This is a genomic window from Mycobacterium shottsii (assembly GCF_010728525.1).
In the GTDB taxonomy this organism is placed as follows: Bacteria; Actinomycetota; Actinomycetes; order Mycobacteriales; family Mycobacteriaceae; genus Mycobacterium; species Mycobacterium marinum.
The window spans coordinates 3,780,656-3,795,361 of sequence record NZ_AP022572.1 but is presented as its reverse complement, the minus strand read 5'-3'; the positions used below and the strand labels follow the sequence as shown (position 1 = coordinate 3,795,361).

The 14,706-nt window shown below is 66.3% G+C and carries 9 protein-coding genes and 2 pseudogenes; 3 read left to right on the top strand and 8 right to left on the bottom strand.

The window, feature by feature from the left end; genetic code table 11:
* Window positions 1-9: 9 nt before the first annotated feature.
* The 5 genes and pseudogenes from G6N41_RS17435 to G6N41_RS17415 all read right to left on the bottom strand — a co-directional run bounded on the left by G6N41_RS17435 (window position 10) and on the right by G6N41_RS17415 (window position 8,141).
* Window positions 10-1,365, bottom strand: a complete 1,356-nt coding sequence (locus G6N41_RS17435; protein ID WP_198965244.1) for an acyltransferase family protein — start codon at window positions 1,363-1,365, stop codon at window positions 10-12.
* Window positions 1,366-1,434: 69 nt separating this feature from the next.
* Window positions 1,435-3,261 carry a serine/threonine protein kinase PknE gene (locus G6N41_RS17430; protein WP_198965243.1) on the bottom strand — a complete coding sequence of 609 codons (1,827 nt, stop codon included), beginning with the start codon at window positions 3,259-3,261 and terminating at the stop codon, window positions 1,435-1,437.
* A 228-nt stretch (window positions 3,262-3,489) separates the two neighbouring features.
* Complete coding sequence (locus tag G6N41_RS17425; protein WP_038581537.1) at window positions 3,490-4,227, bottom strand: hypothetical protein; 738 nt, start codon at window positions 4,225-4,227, stop codon at window positions 3,490-3,492.
* 92 nt (window positions 4,228-4,319) lie between these two features.
* The gene (locus G6N41_RS17420; protein ID WP_231608561.1) at window positions 4,320-5,687 is read right to left on the bottom strand and encodes an APC family permease; all 1,368 of its coding nucleotides are present in this window, start codon (window positions 5,685-5,687) and stop codon (window positions 4,320-4,322) included.
* Window positions 5,684-8,141: pseudogene (locus tag G6N41_RS17415) on the bottom strand (plasma-membrane proton-efflux P-type ATPase). Before G6N41_RS17415 ends, G6N41_RS17420 begins: the two are co-directional and overlap by 4 nt.
* 344 nt (window positions 8,142-8,485) lie before the next feature.
* Between G6N41_RS17415 and G6N41_RS17410 the strand changes: the two are divergent.
* Window positions 8,486-8,857, top strand: coding sequence for a SpoIIAA family protein (locus G6N41_RS17410; RefSeq protein ID WP_020728852.1), 372 nt, complete (start codon window positions 8,486-8,488; stop codon window positions 8,855-8,857).
* Window positions 8,858-8,903: 46 nt separating this feature from the next.
* A pseudogene (locus tag G6N41_RS17405) lies at window positions 8,904-9,777 on the top strand (IS5 family transposase).
* A 78-nt stretch (window positions 9,778-9,855) separates the two neighbouring features.
* On the opposite strand, the gene G6N41_RS28770 reads toward G6N41_RS17405, so the two are convergent.
* The 3 genes from G6N41_RS28770 to G6N41_RS17390 all read right to left on the bottom strand — a co-directional run bounded on the left by G6N41_RS28770 (window position 9,856) and on the right by G6N41_RS17390 (window position 11,180).
* On the bottom strand, window positions 9,856-10,467 hold the full coding sequence (locus tag G6N41_RS28770; RefSeq protein ID WP_231608560.1) for a hypothetical protein: 612 nt from the start codon (window positions 10,465-10,467) through the stop codon (window positions 9,856-9,858).
* Between the two features lie 5 nt (window positions 10,468-10,472).
* A complete protein-coding gene (locus G6N41_RS17395; protein ID WP_198913147.1) occupies window positions 10,473-10,892 on the bottom strand; it encodes a hypothetical protein in 420 nt (139 codons plus the stop codon).
* A 72-nt stretch (window positions 10,893-10,964) separates the two neighbouring features.
* Entirely contained in the window at window positions 10,965-11,180 is a 216-nt protein-coding gene (locus G6N41_RS17390; protein ID WP_198968062.1) for a hypothetical protein, read from the bottom strand.
* A 165-nt stretch (window positions 11,181-11,345) separates the two neighbouring features.
* Between G6N41_RS17390 and G6N41_RS17385 the strand changes: the two genes are divergently transcribed.
* The gene (locus tag G6N41_RS17385; RefSeq protein ID WP_231608559.1) at window positions 11,346-14,675 is read left to right on the top strand and encodes a serine/threonine-protein kinase; all 3,330 of its coding nucleotides are present in this window, start codon (window positions 11,346-11,348) and stop codon (window positions 14,673-14,675) included.
* The last annotated feature ends 31 nt before the right edge of the window (window positions 14,676-14,706 follow it).

The following is a 14,706-nucleotide window of genomic DNA, read 5'->3' as shown; positions in this document are numbered from 1 at the left end:
CCGCGCGGCCTAGCCTACCCGATGCGGCACCGCCGCCGGTGCACGCTCAGCCTCGCCCGCCCCGGACGGCGGGCCCGTGATGGCCCGCGCCGCCACCAACGCCACCAGGAAACACCCCAGCGATGCCCACCCGGGCGCGCCGCTGAGCCCGTTCTTGGCCACCAACAGCAGGGCGACACCGGCGCCACACACCAGCAAACCGGCGGCGCTGGCACGGGCACCGACGGCACGCACTGGTTCGTCCCACCAAGGCAGCCGGCGATGTTCGAGCGGAGACAGCAGCCAAAACGTCGCCGCCATGACGAGGGTGAACACCACGGCGCGCAGCGCCAGCAGGCCCCAGAACCAGAGTGTGTGCTCGTCGAAAGCGTCCAGCCCGACCGCATGCAACACAAAGGCGGCCACAGCGATGGCCGGGATATGCCACAAGTACAGCGTCATGGCTCCCCCATTGCCCATCGCGACCAGCTGCCAGACTCGCGGCCGTGCCGCCCAGCGCCGGATGACTGCCGCGGCCGCAACGAACGCGCAGGACATCCAGGTGCAGTGCAGCGCGAGCAGCAGTGTCGGTGGCGCCACGTTCGACATCCGGTCGGCTCCGGTCACGACCAGCGACACGTCGTAGACGCCGGTGCCTGCCAGGCGCAGCTGTGCGGCGAACGCGGCGACGGCGGCGACCAGGGCTGCGCGCGGGCCGATCAGCCGGCGCGCGTAGCCCACACCGAGCGCCACGGGGATCAGCCACACGATCAAGAAATTTGCGGCCCCCGATTCGACGGTGCCCACCGCCAAACGAATCTGATCTACCGCGGCGGCCAGCACCAGCAGGGTCACCGAGACGGCGGCGATCCCATACCCCGTCCGCAGTCGCGTCAAGGCGGGCACGAAGGCAAGGACCACCAGATAGGCACCGAGGAACCACAACAGCGCGACGCATTCTCGCCCGAGTCCGGCCGCGGACTGCGCACCCAGCGTCGCGCGCACCACAACCAGGGCACCCGTCCACGCCGCGAGATACCAGAACACCGGCCGACACAGCCGCTGCGCCCGAGTCAATAGCCAGGCGCCCCAGGGCACGGCGGGCTCGGTCGGATGCCAACCGTATGCGCCCGCCGCGCCGCCGGCCAGGAAGAACAACGGCATGACTTGAACCAGCCAGGTCAACGGGGTCAACGCTGGAAGCTCGCCGAGCAGGTTGCCGATGCGCACCCCATGGGAGTCGATGGTGGCCAGCAGCAGCGCGCAGTGCCCGAACATCACCACCACCAGGGCGCTCAGTCGTACGACGTCGACAGCACGGTCCCGCCCGGGCGGGGTGGACCCGGCGAGCGCGGCGGGGTCAGGGGTAAGCGACTTTTTTCGCATGCAACCAAGCATGCGTAGCCGCGGGCCGGGGCGAATGAGTAGGACTACGCGTTTCCCGAGCTGCTGGAACTATCCGATCAGCTTGCTCAGCCAGCTCGGATTCTGCAGATCGATGGACTTGCTCCCGTCCCAGACGAAGGGCGTCCCGCTGGCGTTCAGTTCGGACAACGTCGCATCAGCGGCCGCCGCCTTGGTTCGGGCGGTACCCATGTCGTTTCCCGCTTTGATGCAGCTGGTCGCGGTGCCGTTGGCGCCGACGGTTTGCGCCAGATGGGCCAGTTCGGCGTCGGTGCGATCTGATGCGGCGCCCTCCTGGGGCTGAAAGTCGCTGGCGAACAGGGCGGCATAGAAGTCGGTGTAGACCTTGGGATCGTCCTGAGCCGCGACGCAGTAGCTGGCCGCCACCGCTCGAGTCGAGTACGTCTTGGTGTGCGACTGTTCGTCGAGGAAGTTGAGCAGGTGATAACGCACCGCCAGCTTCTTGTTGGCCACCGCCGCGTCGATGTCGCTGGCATATGACCTGATGAACGCACCGCAGGGCGGGCAGATGGGCTCATTGAAGATGTCGATGGTGGTTGTCGCCGCGGAGCTGCCGATGAACACGCCGTCATTGAGCACCCGAAGCTGCACCTCATCTGGCGGCGGCGGAGGCGGGCCGCTTGCCGTCGGCGGCCCCGGCGAGCGCCAAGGGTGCGCAATGACTACACCCAGCACACCCGCGATGACCACCACCACGGCGACGGCCGCGGCGATCCAGGGCCAGGTCTTGGCCGCACCGGTGGGCTGCGGCGGCGGTTGCCCCCAGGGCGGCGCACCGGTGGTTCCGGTGTGTCCCACGCCCCAGCCTGGAACGCCGGCCCACGGCGTCGGCACGGGTGCGCTGGGTGCAACCGGCGTGCCGGGAACCGACGGCGCCGGCCATCCGGTGCTTGGCGCGGACCCGGGAACCGGCACCGCCGGCGAGCTGGGCGCAAAACCGCCGGGCGGGGTACTCGCGAATCCGGCTGGCAGCTGTGCCACCTGGCTGCGCTGCAAGATGTCGGTGGCCCGATCCTGGTCGGGTGTGGCCAGCGCCGCGTAGGCGGCCTCGGACAGGTCCCCGCAGGTGGCATACCGGTCCGCCGGGTCCTTGGCCATGCCACGGGCGATCACGTTGTCGATACCCGCCGGCATGCCCGGTCGCGCGGCGCTCGGCCGCGGAATCGGCTGGCTGAGGTGCGCGCCCATCACGCTGAGCTGGTCACCTTGATAGGGCGGAGAGCCCGTCAAACACTCGTACAGCACACACGCCAGCGCATAGATGTCGGCCCGGTAGGTCACATCCCCGCTGCTGAATCGTTCGGGGGCCATGTAGTAGAGCGTTCCCACGGTGCTGCCCAGTTGGGTCAGCTTCTCGTCCGAGGTAGCGCTGGCGATGCCGAAATCAACCAGATAGGCGAAGTCGTCGCGGCTGACCAGGATGTTTTCCGGCTTGACGTCACGGTGGGTCACCCCGGCGGCGTGCGCGGCGTCGAGGGCGGAACCGATCTGGCGCGTGATGGCCACCGCCCGCGGCGGGGGCAGCGGGCCGTACCGCTTCAGCATGGCCGCCAGGTCCTTGCCGTCGATCAGACGCATGTCCACGTACAGCTGGCCATCGATCTCGCCATAGTCGTGGATCGGCACCACGTGCGGTTCCTGCAGCCGCCCCGCGGTACGAGCCTCGCGCTGCATACGGGTACGGAATACCGGGTCGTTCGACAGCGTCTGAGACATGGGTTTGAGCGCCACAACCCGCTCACGCACGGTGTCCTCGGCCTCGTAGACGTCGCCCATGGCACCGCGGCCGACTATCCGCCGCAACCGATACGGACCGAATTGCGAACCCTCCCGCGAATCCGCGGTCGCGTCACTCATCGCCGACTCCTCACCCCGCCTTCCGCACGCCGCAAACCGATTCGAAGCGTCCTCTCGCCCCTGGGCATTGACCGCGCCGGATACGAGTACGCGGTGGTGTGTAGGCATAAGGCTAATCGTTTCGGCATTGCCGGGGCGCGGTGAATGGCGAGAAGACCGACCCCTCCGATGACCCCTGGCACCCGCACCCACACGTCTGCGTGCTAACCGCGGTGCCCGACGCCCGAACTACTCGGTGTCGACGTGCACATCAGCCAATTGGATCGAGACCAGCGTCGGGAAGGGTAGCGAGCGATTTCCGGGGCCGATCGGGTGGACCCACCGACGTGTCGGGAACACCAGCCCGTCGGCCTCGATCGGTTCGGCGCAATAGTGGGCGGCCCGTGCCCAGTGTCCGATTACCTCGGGTACATAGTCATGGCGGCGCAGCTGACCGTCACCATCGAAGTAGTAGGTCTGCCGGGGCGAGTGGGTATCGATGGTAGCCGGGAAGCTGACCCTGAGCCGGCGCCACGTCTGGCCCCCTTGCTGCCACGGTTGCACCTCGCTGACCTCGACGCCTTCGCGCGTCAAAAGGTAAGGGGTGGTGAGGTAGTTCCACATGGCGTAGCCGGCGAAGTAGACCGAATCCAGCGGATCCCAACGGATGTTCCGCCGCAGGCCCGGGCGACCGAAGAACGCCGCGCGCGCGTTCGTTCGTGAACTCAGGACCTGGCCGTCGTCGCTTTCGATCCGCACCTGCGGGCGCTCGAAGACACCGCGTTGCCCGGCGCGCGGGAATGGGTCCAAGACCACCCGCTGCCGCGCAACGGTGACCGTGATGCGGTAGTCGGCTAACCGATTTCCGGGGACGCGGGTCCGCAGCAGCAGGCCTCCCGTGCGCACCCGAGCGTGGATGGTTGCGGCGTTGCGCCATCGGGTAAGACCCCCATGCGCGTCTAGCACCTCGTCCAACAGGGCGCTCATCGCACGCGGCTCCGCGCTGGGGTCAAGTCGATGCTCATCGGTGTAATCGAACACCATTTCCGGCGGCCACGGATCGGGTCGGCAATAGACGATCAGTGTTCGGGTCGCATCGGCGGATTACTCACATGCCGCCCGCGCAATCGAACCAGGCCTTCCACGACAATCGCACCGACCAAGAACCCGCCCAGCACGCAAAGGTGAGCGGGCGTCGTCGCGGCCGCATAGGCCGTCATTGCCGCGAAAGACGCGACACAGGCCACCGCACCCGTGACGGCCAGCACGCGGGTCAGGCGCGTGATGCGCAGTCGCAGCACCGCCAGGTTGACTGCAGCGAAGATGAGCAGAAATCCGGCCGATCCCATCAGGCTGATGCCTTCGATGTCAACGGCATTCACCACAACCAGGGTGCCGGCGGTCGTGGCCAGCAGGCCGCCGATGGGCCGATCCCACACCGGCTTTCCCAGGGCGGCCGGAAGTTCCCCATTGCGGGCCATCAGGTAGGTGAATTTTCCTGTGCCGTAGAGGGTTGCGTTGATCGCGCTGGCCGTGGAAATCACCGCGGCAATCCCGATCAGTTCAAAGCCGGCCGAGCCGAGGAACGGGCGTGCCGCGGCGGCCAGCGCGTAGTCGCGGTCGTGATCGATTTGCGCGACATCGAGATTGCCGACGGCGACGAACGCCACGAGCACGTACAGAACGATCACCACGCCGATCGAGATGAGGTATGCCAACGGCAGGCTGCGACGCGGATTCCGGGCGTCCTCGGCGGCGTTTGCGATCAGCTCAAAACCCTCGTACCCCAGGAAGATCAATGCTCCGGCGTAGACAATCACCCCGAAGGAGGGATAGTGGGCGGGCGAGACACGGCTGCCGTCGACGAAGGCCAGCCCCGCCACACAGAACAGCAGCAGGATCGCGAGTTTGCCGTACACCAGAAACGACTCGGCCCGGCCCACGATCTGCGCGCCCGCGAGGTTCAACACGGCGAACGCCACCACCACCCCACTGGCCAGGACGCGGCGCCAGGGCCCGTCCGGGTCGGCTCCCAGCAATACCGCGCCGTAGCTGCCGAAGGCCACCGCGTACAGCCCCAACATGACGAAATAGCTCAGCCACAGCAGCACGTTCAGTGGCCCACCGATCGCGGTGCCGAAGCACTTGTCCAGGAAGAACGCGGTGCCACCGCGGCTGCGAATCCGCACCGACAACAACGCGTAGGACCGTCCGGTCAGTGCCGCGATCACGCCGCCGGCAACAAAAGAAAGGTAGGCGCCCGCGTCGGCGATCTGCACGGTCAACCCCAGAACGGAGAAGATCCCGCCACCAACCATGCCGCCGATACCGATCGACACCAGCGCGCTGACCCCAAGCTCACCCCCGTCGGGTTGTCCGCTCGCGCGTTGGCGCCCCGCCGGGGCAGGTCTGCTGCCCTTGGCCGGGGGCGACGCCGGCGCCGTCACTTGTCAGCGTTTCGAACAAGATTCGGGCGCCCGGGGGTTCGGTCGGGACGCACGTGGCGGTCGAGCCAGTAGTGGGTGGCCAGCTTGAACCGGTCTTCGATGAGGAACCAGAACAGCGCGTATGCCCACACCAGTGCGGCCCAACGCCAGCCCAGCGATGTCATGAGCGCACCATAGACGGCGATCAGGTTGGCGACGGTCTGAGTGCCGATGACCGCGACCAACAGTATGGGTGCCGGCGCGGGCTTGGACCAGAACGCATGCCGGGTACGGGTGACGAACACGGTCAGATGGCCCGATACCGATAGCTTGAGGAAGATCAGCGTGCGGATCAGGTCCTGATCCAGCCCAAAGACCTGCTTGGCCAGCGCCAGGAGCAGGAAGGTTTCGGCGACCCCCATGATGCCCAGCGCGGTAGCGATGGTGAGCACGCTGCGCATGTCCCAGGCGGCGGGCCGGTTCGCCTCCCGGACGTGGTCGTAGGCGATGGCCAAGATCGCGCCGTCGTTGAGCAGCGCCAGGAACACGATCATGACCGCGGTGACCGGGAAGAAGTTCATGAAGACGATCGACAGGGTGATCAACAGCAGCACCCGGATCGTCTCGGCGATTCGGTAGGTGGCGTAGTTGGTCATCCGGGCGAAGATCTCGCGGGCTTGGCGGATCGCGTGCACGATCACCGACAGCCCTTCGGCCAGCAACACGACGTCGGCGGCGGCGCGGGCGGCGTCGGTGGCCCCGGCAACGGCGATGCCGGCGTCGGCCTGTTTGAGCGCGGGGGCGTCGTTGACACCGTCACCGGTCATGCCCACGATGTGCCCGCGCCCCTGAAGCAGACGCACGATGCGGTACTTGTGTTCGGGAAACACCTGGGCGAACCCGTCGGCGGCTTCCACCCGAACTGTCAACTCGTCGTCGTCAACGGCGCTGTCGAGCGTGCCCGCGTCCAGGATCTTCTCCCCCAGCCCCACCTGACCGGCGATTTCGCGGCCGATCGCCACCTGGTCACCGGTGACCATTTTGACTTCGACACCCAGTTCCCTTGCCGCAGCGATGGTCTCGGCGGAGTCAGCACGCGGGGGGGTCGGCCAGCGCCAGCACTCCCAGCAGCCTCCAGGTCTGGTCGCCATCGGTGCGGGCCACGCCAAGAGAGCGGTACCCGCGGCTGGCGAATCCGTCAACCACATCGCTGACCTGGCTGCTGGCCCCGTCTTGCCCGCACAACGCGGCGATGATCTGCGGTGCTCCTTTGCTCACCCGGAATCGCCGCCCGTCTGAGTCCTCGATGGCGGCTTCGGTGCGCTTGCTCACCGGGTCGAACGGGGTGAACCCCTGCACGTGCACTTCGGGCGGCGCACCCGCGGCGGCCAGCACGGCCAGATCGATGGCGTCGTTGTTCTCGGAGCGCGAAGCCATGGCGGCAACCCCGAGTAGATCGTGGTTGTCGACACCTGGTGCCGTCCACTGGGCCGTCAACGCCAGCCGGTTCTGGGTAAGAGTGCCGGTCTTGTCCGAGCACAGCAGGTCGACACCGCCGAGTTCCTCGACCGCGGGCAGATGGCTGACCACCGCCTGGTGCCGGGCCGACTTGCGGGCACCGACCGCCATGGTCACCGACAGCACCGCCGGCAATGCCACCGGCACCGAGGCGATGGTCACCACGAGCGCGAACTCCAGTGTCTCGAGCACCGCGTTGCCGCGGATCAGCGAGACCGCCACCGTCAACGCCACCAGCGCCGCGGCCAGCACGATCAGATAGTTGCCGATACGCAGCACCGCCCGCTGAAAGTGGCTGACCGTACCCGCCTCACCGACCAGCGCGGTGGTGCGCCCGAAATATGAGGCGGCGCCGGTCGCATAGACCACCGCGTCGGCTTCGCCGCGCACCAGTACCGAGCCCGAATACAAGACCTGCCCCTGCCCGCGCGACACGGCGAGCGATTCACCGGTCAGGGCCGATTGGTCCACCTCGAGCGTCACGTCATCGAGTACCCGCACGTCGGCGGGCACCACATCGCCAAGCCGGACCCGCACCACGTCGCCCGGTACCAGCTCCCGCAACGCAACGGTCACCCACGCGCGGTCCCGCAGCACCCGAGCCGAAGCGGCGAGTCGTTGCTTGAGCGCGGCGATTGCGTTGGCCGCCTGATGTTCTTCGACGAAGGCCACCCCGCCGTTCATCATCAGCAGCCCCGCGATGATCGCGGCATCGGTCCAGTGCCGAGCCGCCAGCGACAGCACCAGCGCCGCCTCGATCATCCATGGGATCGCGGCCCAGAAATATCCGAGGAAAACCAGCACCGGGTTGCGCCGCTGCTCGGCTATCTCGTTGGCGCCGTAACGCTGCAATCGCTGCGACGCCTCGGTCGCGGTCAAACCTTGTGCAGAGCTGTCCAATTCATCGAGCAGCTGTCCCAATGACAGTGTCGTCAGTTCGTCGGTGGCCTCCGTCACCCCTCGCACCTCCCACCTCGGTTTTCACACCGCCCCACGACCGCACAATCTGTTGAACCCACGCTCGCATCGCCGTTGCGCGCCGCAACAGGGCCGAATGACTCCATTCCACACCGATGTCGGCCATCCGTCACGCCGAGCCGCGCCCGCCTGGGCTTCGACACACCAAACAGCCGACCGTTGTGCCGGTTTGGCGGGATTCGAAGTCGGCCTGGAGGAAGAAGACCTCATCAAGTCGGGACTATTTGCTCCTGACTCGGCTACCACGCACCGGATAGCGTCGACATTGCATCCACCGGCGCGCCCGGCCGGACGGGTGCGAGTCACTCGACGAGGAGGACAGCATGATTGAGGTATTGACGGATTTTCCTGACGAGGTAGCGGCATTCGTGTGTCACGGGCATGTCACCAAGGACGACTACGAGACGGTGGTCATCCCCGATATCGAGAAGCGGCTACTCAACCACGACAAGGTGCGCATCTACTACGAAATCGGTTCGGATTTCGGCGGCTTTGACCCTGGAGCCATGTGGGAGGACACCAAGCTGGGATTCAGCCACTTCCTCCGCTGGGAGCGGTTTGCCGTGGTCACCGACATCGAATGGATCAAGCAGACAGTGAAATTCGTCGGGTTCCTGATGCCCGGCGAGCTGCGCACCTTCACGCCGACGCAAGCCGAGGAAGCCCGCGCCTGGGTCAGCGCAGAATCCGCCTAGGGCGTGTCTGCTTAATGTGAATGGCGTTTTGGCTGATGCTGTTTGGGTGATGCGGACGCATGCGATTTCTGATGATTTGTGGTCGCTGATCGTGGCGGTGTTGCCTGCGGGGCGGCGGCGTGGCCGGCCGTGGAACGATCATCGACGTACTCTGGAGGGCATTATCTGGCGTTACCGTACGGGATCTCCGTGGTGTGACCTGCCCGAGCACTTCGGTCCCTGGCAATCGGTGGCCGAGAGGCATCTACGCTGGTCGGTCGATGGCATCTACGCGCGGATCTTCGCGGCGATCGCCTCTGACCTCGACGCCGAGGACGCCGACCTGGGCGCACTGTTGTCGGTCGATTCGACCAGTGTGCGCGCCCACCAACACGCAGCCGGAGCGCGCCCCGGGCGCCGCACAGGGGGATCTGTCGAATTACAAGAAATATCTCGATGAGCCCGATGACCACGCCATTGGGCGTTCCCGCGGCGGGCTGACTACCAAGATCCACGCCTTGACCGACCAGCTGTGCAGTCCGGTCACCCTGGCACTGTCGGCCGGTCAAGCCGGTGATAATCCGATGCTTTGGCCATTGCTGGCCGCCCGGTGCAGCAACTCATACGCCCCGTATCACCTGCTGGCGGACAAGGCGTACTCCTATGACTCGACGCGGGCACAGCTGCGCCGGCTCAAGATCGCCCATACCATCCCCGAGCGCAGCGACCAGATCACCCGCCGCAAAGCCAAAGGCCGCAACGGAGGACGGCCTCCGGGGTTCTCAGGCCGAATCTACAAGCACCGCAACACCGTCGAGCGAAGCTTCAACCGGCTCAAACACTGGCGCGCGGTCGCCACCTGCTACGACAAATACGCCCTGACCTACCTCGGCGGTGTCACCCTGGCCGCCATCATCACCTACCACCGCGTCCGCAATTAGCAGACAGGACCTAGCTGGTGCTGACTACCCTTGAGCTAAGTCGTGGTCGCGACACAGGCCAGAATGGATCGTGATGCATCAAGTCAAGATGCCTGCGAAACCTGGTTCATGCATCAGGTAAGGAATGCCCGCGAAATCGGGGTCAGGTGGTGGTCTTGCTTTTGATGCGGATGCCGGCTTTGAGGGCGGGTAGAGCGGCGGGTATGGCGGCGGGGTAGAGCTGTTCGGTCTTGTCTTTGGCGAGTCTGAGCAGGGCGGCTTGCAGGTCGGCGATCTGGTGGGCGATCGCGGCGGGTTGAGGCTGTTGCGGTAGGTGAGCAGCTCTGTTTGTTGGGCCGCTGAGAGGACTCCGGCGGCCAGCAGCCGGTCCAGGGGGGTCTGGGGCTTGTCGTAGAGCCGGCGGCGGTGACCGTCGCGGCTGCAGCCGTAGCTGATGGGTTTGATGGTGGGGGTCAGGTAGTTGAGCCGGTCGTTGACCAGGTGCCACAGCCGGTTGAGCACGGCGCGTTCTTCGTCGGTGTCGTAGCGGTAGTAGAACCCGTAGCGACGCACGAGGTGGTTGTTTTTGGACTCGATGGTGGCCTGGTCGTTCTTCTTGTAGGGCCGTGAGCGGGTGAAGAAGATCTCCATGTCCGCGGCCCACTTGATGACCGCCTTATTGAGGAATTCGGTGCCGTTGTCGAAGTCCAAACCCGTTACCTTATAGGGATTTTAGTAATTCCGGTTTTGAGGGCGCCCAGGATGTGGGGGTGGGCGTTGTTGCGCACCGTGCGGGTGAACACCCAGCCGATGTGCATGTCGGTGAGGTTGACCGTGCGGGCGAACTCACCTTTCAGTGTCGGGCCGCAGTGCGCCACGGTGTCGCCTTCGAAGAACCCCGGAGATTCTTCGGCCTCATCGCCTGCTTTGCAGATGGTGATCGAGGACCGCAGCAGCGGGGAGGGTTTCGTCGTCGACACACCCGAGATCTGGTCGCGGGCCTTGGCGCCGCGCAGGTAGCGGTCGATCGTGGCGCTGCTCATCGCCAACAGCTCGGCACGCACCGCCGGGCCGTAACGGTCACGGCCGTCCACCAGTTCGCCGTGGCGTTCTAGAGCATCCAACTGAAGTGCCATGGAAGCGGCCAGATACCGGCCGCACTGCCCGCCTGAGGCCGCCCACACCTTCTGCAACACCTTGAGCGCATCCTAGGAGTACTTCGGATTGCGTTGCCGGCGAGTCCGTTTGGCGACCTGCCGACCCGCTCCCGGCGGCGCGGCCGCCGCCCTCAACCGCCGCCTGGCGTTGTCACGCGACCAGCCGGTGACCGCCACCACCTGATCCAGAATCTGCCCCTTGTCCGCCTTCGGCGCCCCCACATACGCCCTGGCGAACTTCGCGGTGATCTCGGCCCGAGACGACATCGACAGCCCACTTCCCATGCCTGCCAAGGATCGACCGTTTCGCGGGCATTTTTACGTGATGCACCGAGGACGCTTCACGGGCATTTCTCGTGATGCTTGCCGGGGCCTGTGCACCCGAGCGACTGGGCGTTACGGTGGTGTTTCAGCGAGGGATGGTGACCATCGATGGCTGAGGATGCTCCGTACACAACGCAGGCACACCCTGCCCAGCGGGGTGGCATTTCGGGTATCCCCGGCGAGCTCATCGATGCCGGATTCGAGAACGTCGCCGAAGTCGGACGCGGTGGCTTCGGCATCGTCTATCGCGCCTCCCAGCCGTCCCTGGATCGCACCGTCGCGGTCAAGGTCTTGACCGCTGACCTCGATCCGGACAACCTCGATCGGTTCCTGCGTGAACAACGCGCGATGGGCCGATTGTCCGGGCACCCGCACATCGTCACCATCCTCGAAGTCGGTACCACCGGGACCGGCCGTCCGTTCCTGGTAATGCCGTATCACCAGAACGACTCGCTGGAAGCGCTGGTCCGGCGCAACGGGCCGCTGGACTGGGGCGAGGTGGTACGGCTCGGGGTCAAGGTGGCCGGCGCCTTGGAAGCCGCGCACCGGGTAGGCACGCTGCATCGTGACGTCAAACCGGGAAACATCCTGATCTCCGATTACGGCGAGCCGCAACTCACCGACTTCGGCATCGCCCGGATCGCCGGAGGTTTCCAGACCTCGACGGGGGTGATCACGGGTTCCCCGGCTTTCACCGCCCCCGAGGTGCTCGAGGGTGCACCGCCGACGCCGCAGTCGGATGTGTATTCACTTGGTGCGACACTGTTTTCCGCCATCACCGGTCATGCCGCCTTCGAGCGCCGCCGCGGTGAAAAGGTGGTGGCCCAGTTTCTGCGGATCACCTCGCAACCGATCCCGAATCTGCGTGAGGAAGGCCTGCCGGCCGACGTGGCCTCGGTGATCGAAAAGGCGATGGCGCGCGATCCCGCGGATCGTCCCGACAGTGCCGCCGCGTTTGGTGAGCAACTTCGCCGAGTTCAGCGTGAGCATGGCGTCGCCGTCGACGATATGGCGCACCCAGTCGAGTTGGGGGCGCCCCGCAGCGATCTGGCGACCGCCCGGTCGACGTACGGACACGACACCCATGCCACCCCGGCACCGCCCACCCCAGCGACCAAGTATCGTCCCCAGGTTCCCGCCCGGTCGCGGGTCAGCCGTCGGCGGTTGACCGACGCGCTCAGCGCGGCCGGCCGGCGTCGGCTCATTCTGATCTACGCGCCCTCGGGGTACGGCAAGAGCACGCTGGCCGCCCAGTGGCGCGAAGAACTGGTGCGCGCGGGCGTCGCGGTCGCGTGGCTGACGATCGACGATGACGACAACAACCCCGTCTGGTTTCTGGCGCATCTGCTGGAGTCGATCCGGCGGGTGCATCCGAAGGTAGCCGAGTCACTGGACCACGTACTCGAGGAGCACGGCGATGACGGGAGCCGCTACCTACTGACGTCGATCATCGACGCCCTGCACGACGCCGACGAGCCGACCACCCTGATCGTCGACGATTGGCAGCGCGTGTCCGACAGCCAAACCATCGCCGCCCTGAGTTTTCTGCTCGAACACGGGTGCCATCACCTGCAGATCATCGTCACCAGCTGGTCCCGGACGGGACTGCCGTTGAGCAGACTGCGACTGGCCGATGAGCTGGTCGAGGTCGACTCGGCGGCTTTGCGTTTCGACTCCGGCGAGGCGACGTCATTCTTCGACAGCCTCGGTGGGTTATCGCTGACCGGCAACGATGTGGCCGCGCTTACCGAGTCAACCGATGGCTGGGCCGCCGGGCTGCAGCTGGCCGGGCTGTCCGTGCGAGGCGGCGCCGACGCGTCGACGCTGGTCGGCAAGCTCTGCGGCACCAGCGAGGTGATCGGTGAGTTCCTCGCCGAGAATGTCTTGGCCTCACTGGAACCCGAGATCGTCGATTTCGTCCTGGCCACCTCGATCCCCGAGCGAATATGCGCGGATCTGGCTTCGGCCCTGGCGCAGGTGCCCCGGGGCCAAGCGTTGCTGGAGCAGGTCGCCCAGCGTGGCCTGTTTCTGCAGCCGGTCGACGGCGAACCGGGCTGGTTTCACTACCACCAGATGTTCGCCGAGTTTCTGCGCCGCCGGCTCGAGCGCGACGATCCGCAGCGGGTCGCGCAGCTGCACCGCACCGCGGCGCTGTGGCTCAAAGAACACGACAGGCTCCACGATGCCGTCAAGCACGCGTTGGCCGCCGGCGATCCCGCTCTTGCCGTCGACTTCGTCGAGGATGACGAAAACAACCTGCTCGAACAGTCCAAGATGACGACCTTGCTCGAGATCGTCAAGAAGCTGCCGCCACGGCTGATCGTCTCCCGGGAGCGGCTGCAACTGGCCATCGCTTGGGCGAACATCCTGCTGCAACGCAAGGTGCCCGCCGACGCCGCGCTCAATCTGTTCATGAAGGCGCTCGATCACGCGGGCCCGGCCACCCAAGCCGACCTGCGGGTGGAAGCCGATGTGCTACAGGCGGTCGCGGACACGTTCGCCGACCGCGTCGACCGGGTGGATACACTTGTCGCGGAGGCACTCTCGAGGCCGCAAAAGTTTCATCCGCGGGTGCCCGCGGTCGCCGGAAACGTATCGGCGTTCGCCGCGCTCTACCGGTTCCAGTTCGACCAAGTGCGCCGCCTCTTCGCGTGGGCGACACCCTACCGAGAGATGATGGGCCCGTTCGTCAGCGTCTACGCGCAGTGCTATCTGGGCTTGGCCGCCAAGTTTGCGCTCGATATTGCGACCGCGGTCGCCGAGTTCCGGCGAGCTGTGGAGATCGCGCAGAGTTGCGGAACGAACTCCAACGCGACGCGGATCGCCGGCGCCTTCCTCGGTGAGATGCTGCACGATGTCGGCGAATTGACCGAAGCCAAGCTCCTACTCGACGAGAGCTATCGGCTGGGCCCGGAGGGCGGCGGAGTGGACTACCTGGTAGCGCGGTTTGTGGCCGGCGCCAGGGTCAATGCGGCGCAAGGGGATTGCGCCGCAGCGTCCGAGCGGCTGGAGGCTGGGATGGCGGTCGCCGACCAGCTGCACCTACCGCGACTGTCAGCGGCGATCAACCACGAGCGGGTCAGGCTGGGCATCGGCCTCTCGCCGCCGGTTTCTGCCCGGCTGCGCGATACCCGCCACAACTCGAGTGACGACGGAATCGTCACGCTCACCTACGAACTCGACGAAGCGTCCGCCATTCGGTTGCTGTCGGCCAGCGGTTCGGAGCAGGACCGCGTTGACGCCCACCGACGCGCTCACGATCTGTTGACCGGTATTGATGCCACGCTACGACCGTGGGCGGCGTTGCGCGCTCAGCTATTGCTGGCCGAAACGCTGCGCGCGGCGGGACTGCAGCCCGATCCGGAATCGGCCGGCCTCGCACAACGCTGCAACGAGCTGGGGCTGGTGCGCCTGGCCGTCGACGCCGGCCTCACCTAGTTTCGGGACCTAGTTTCGGGCACCGAAGCCG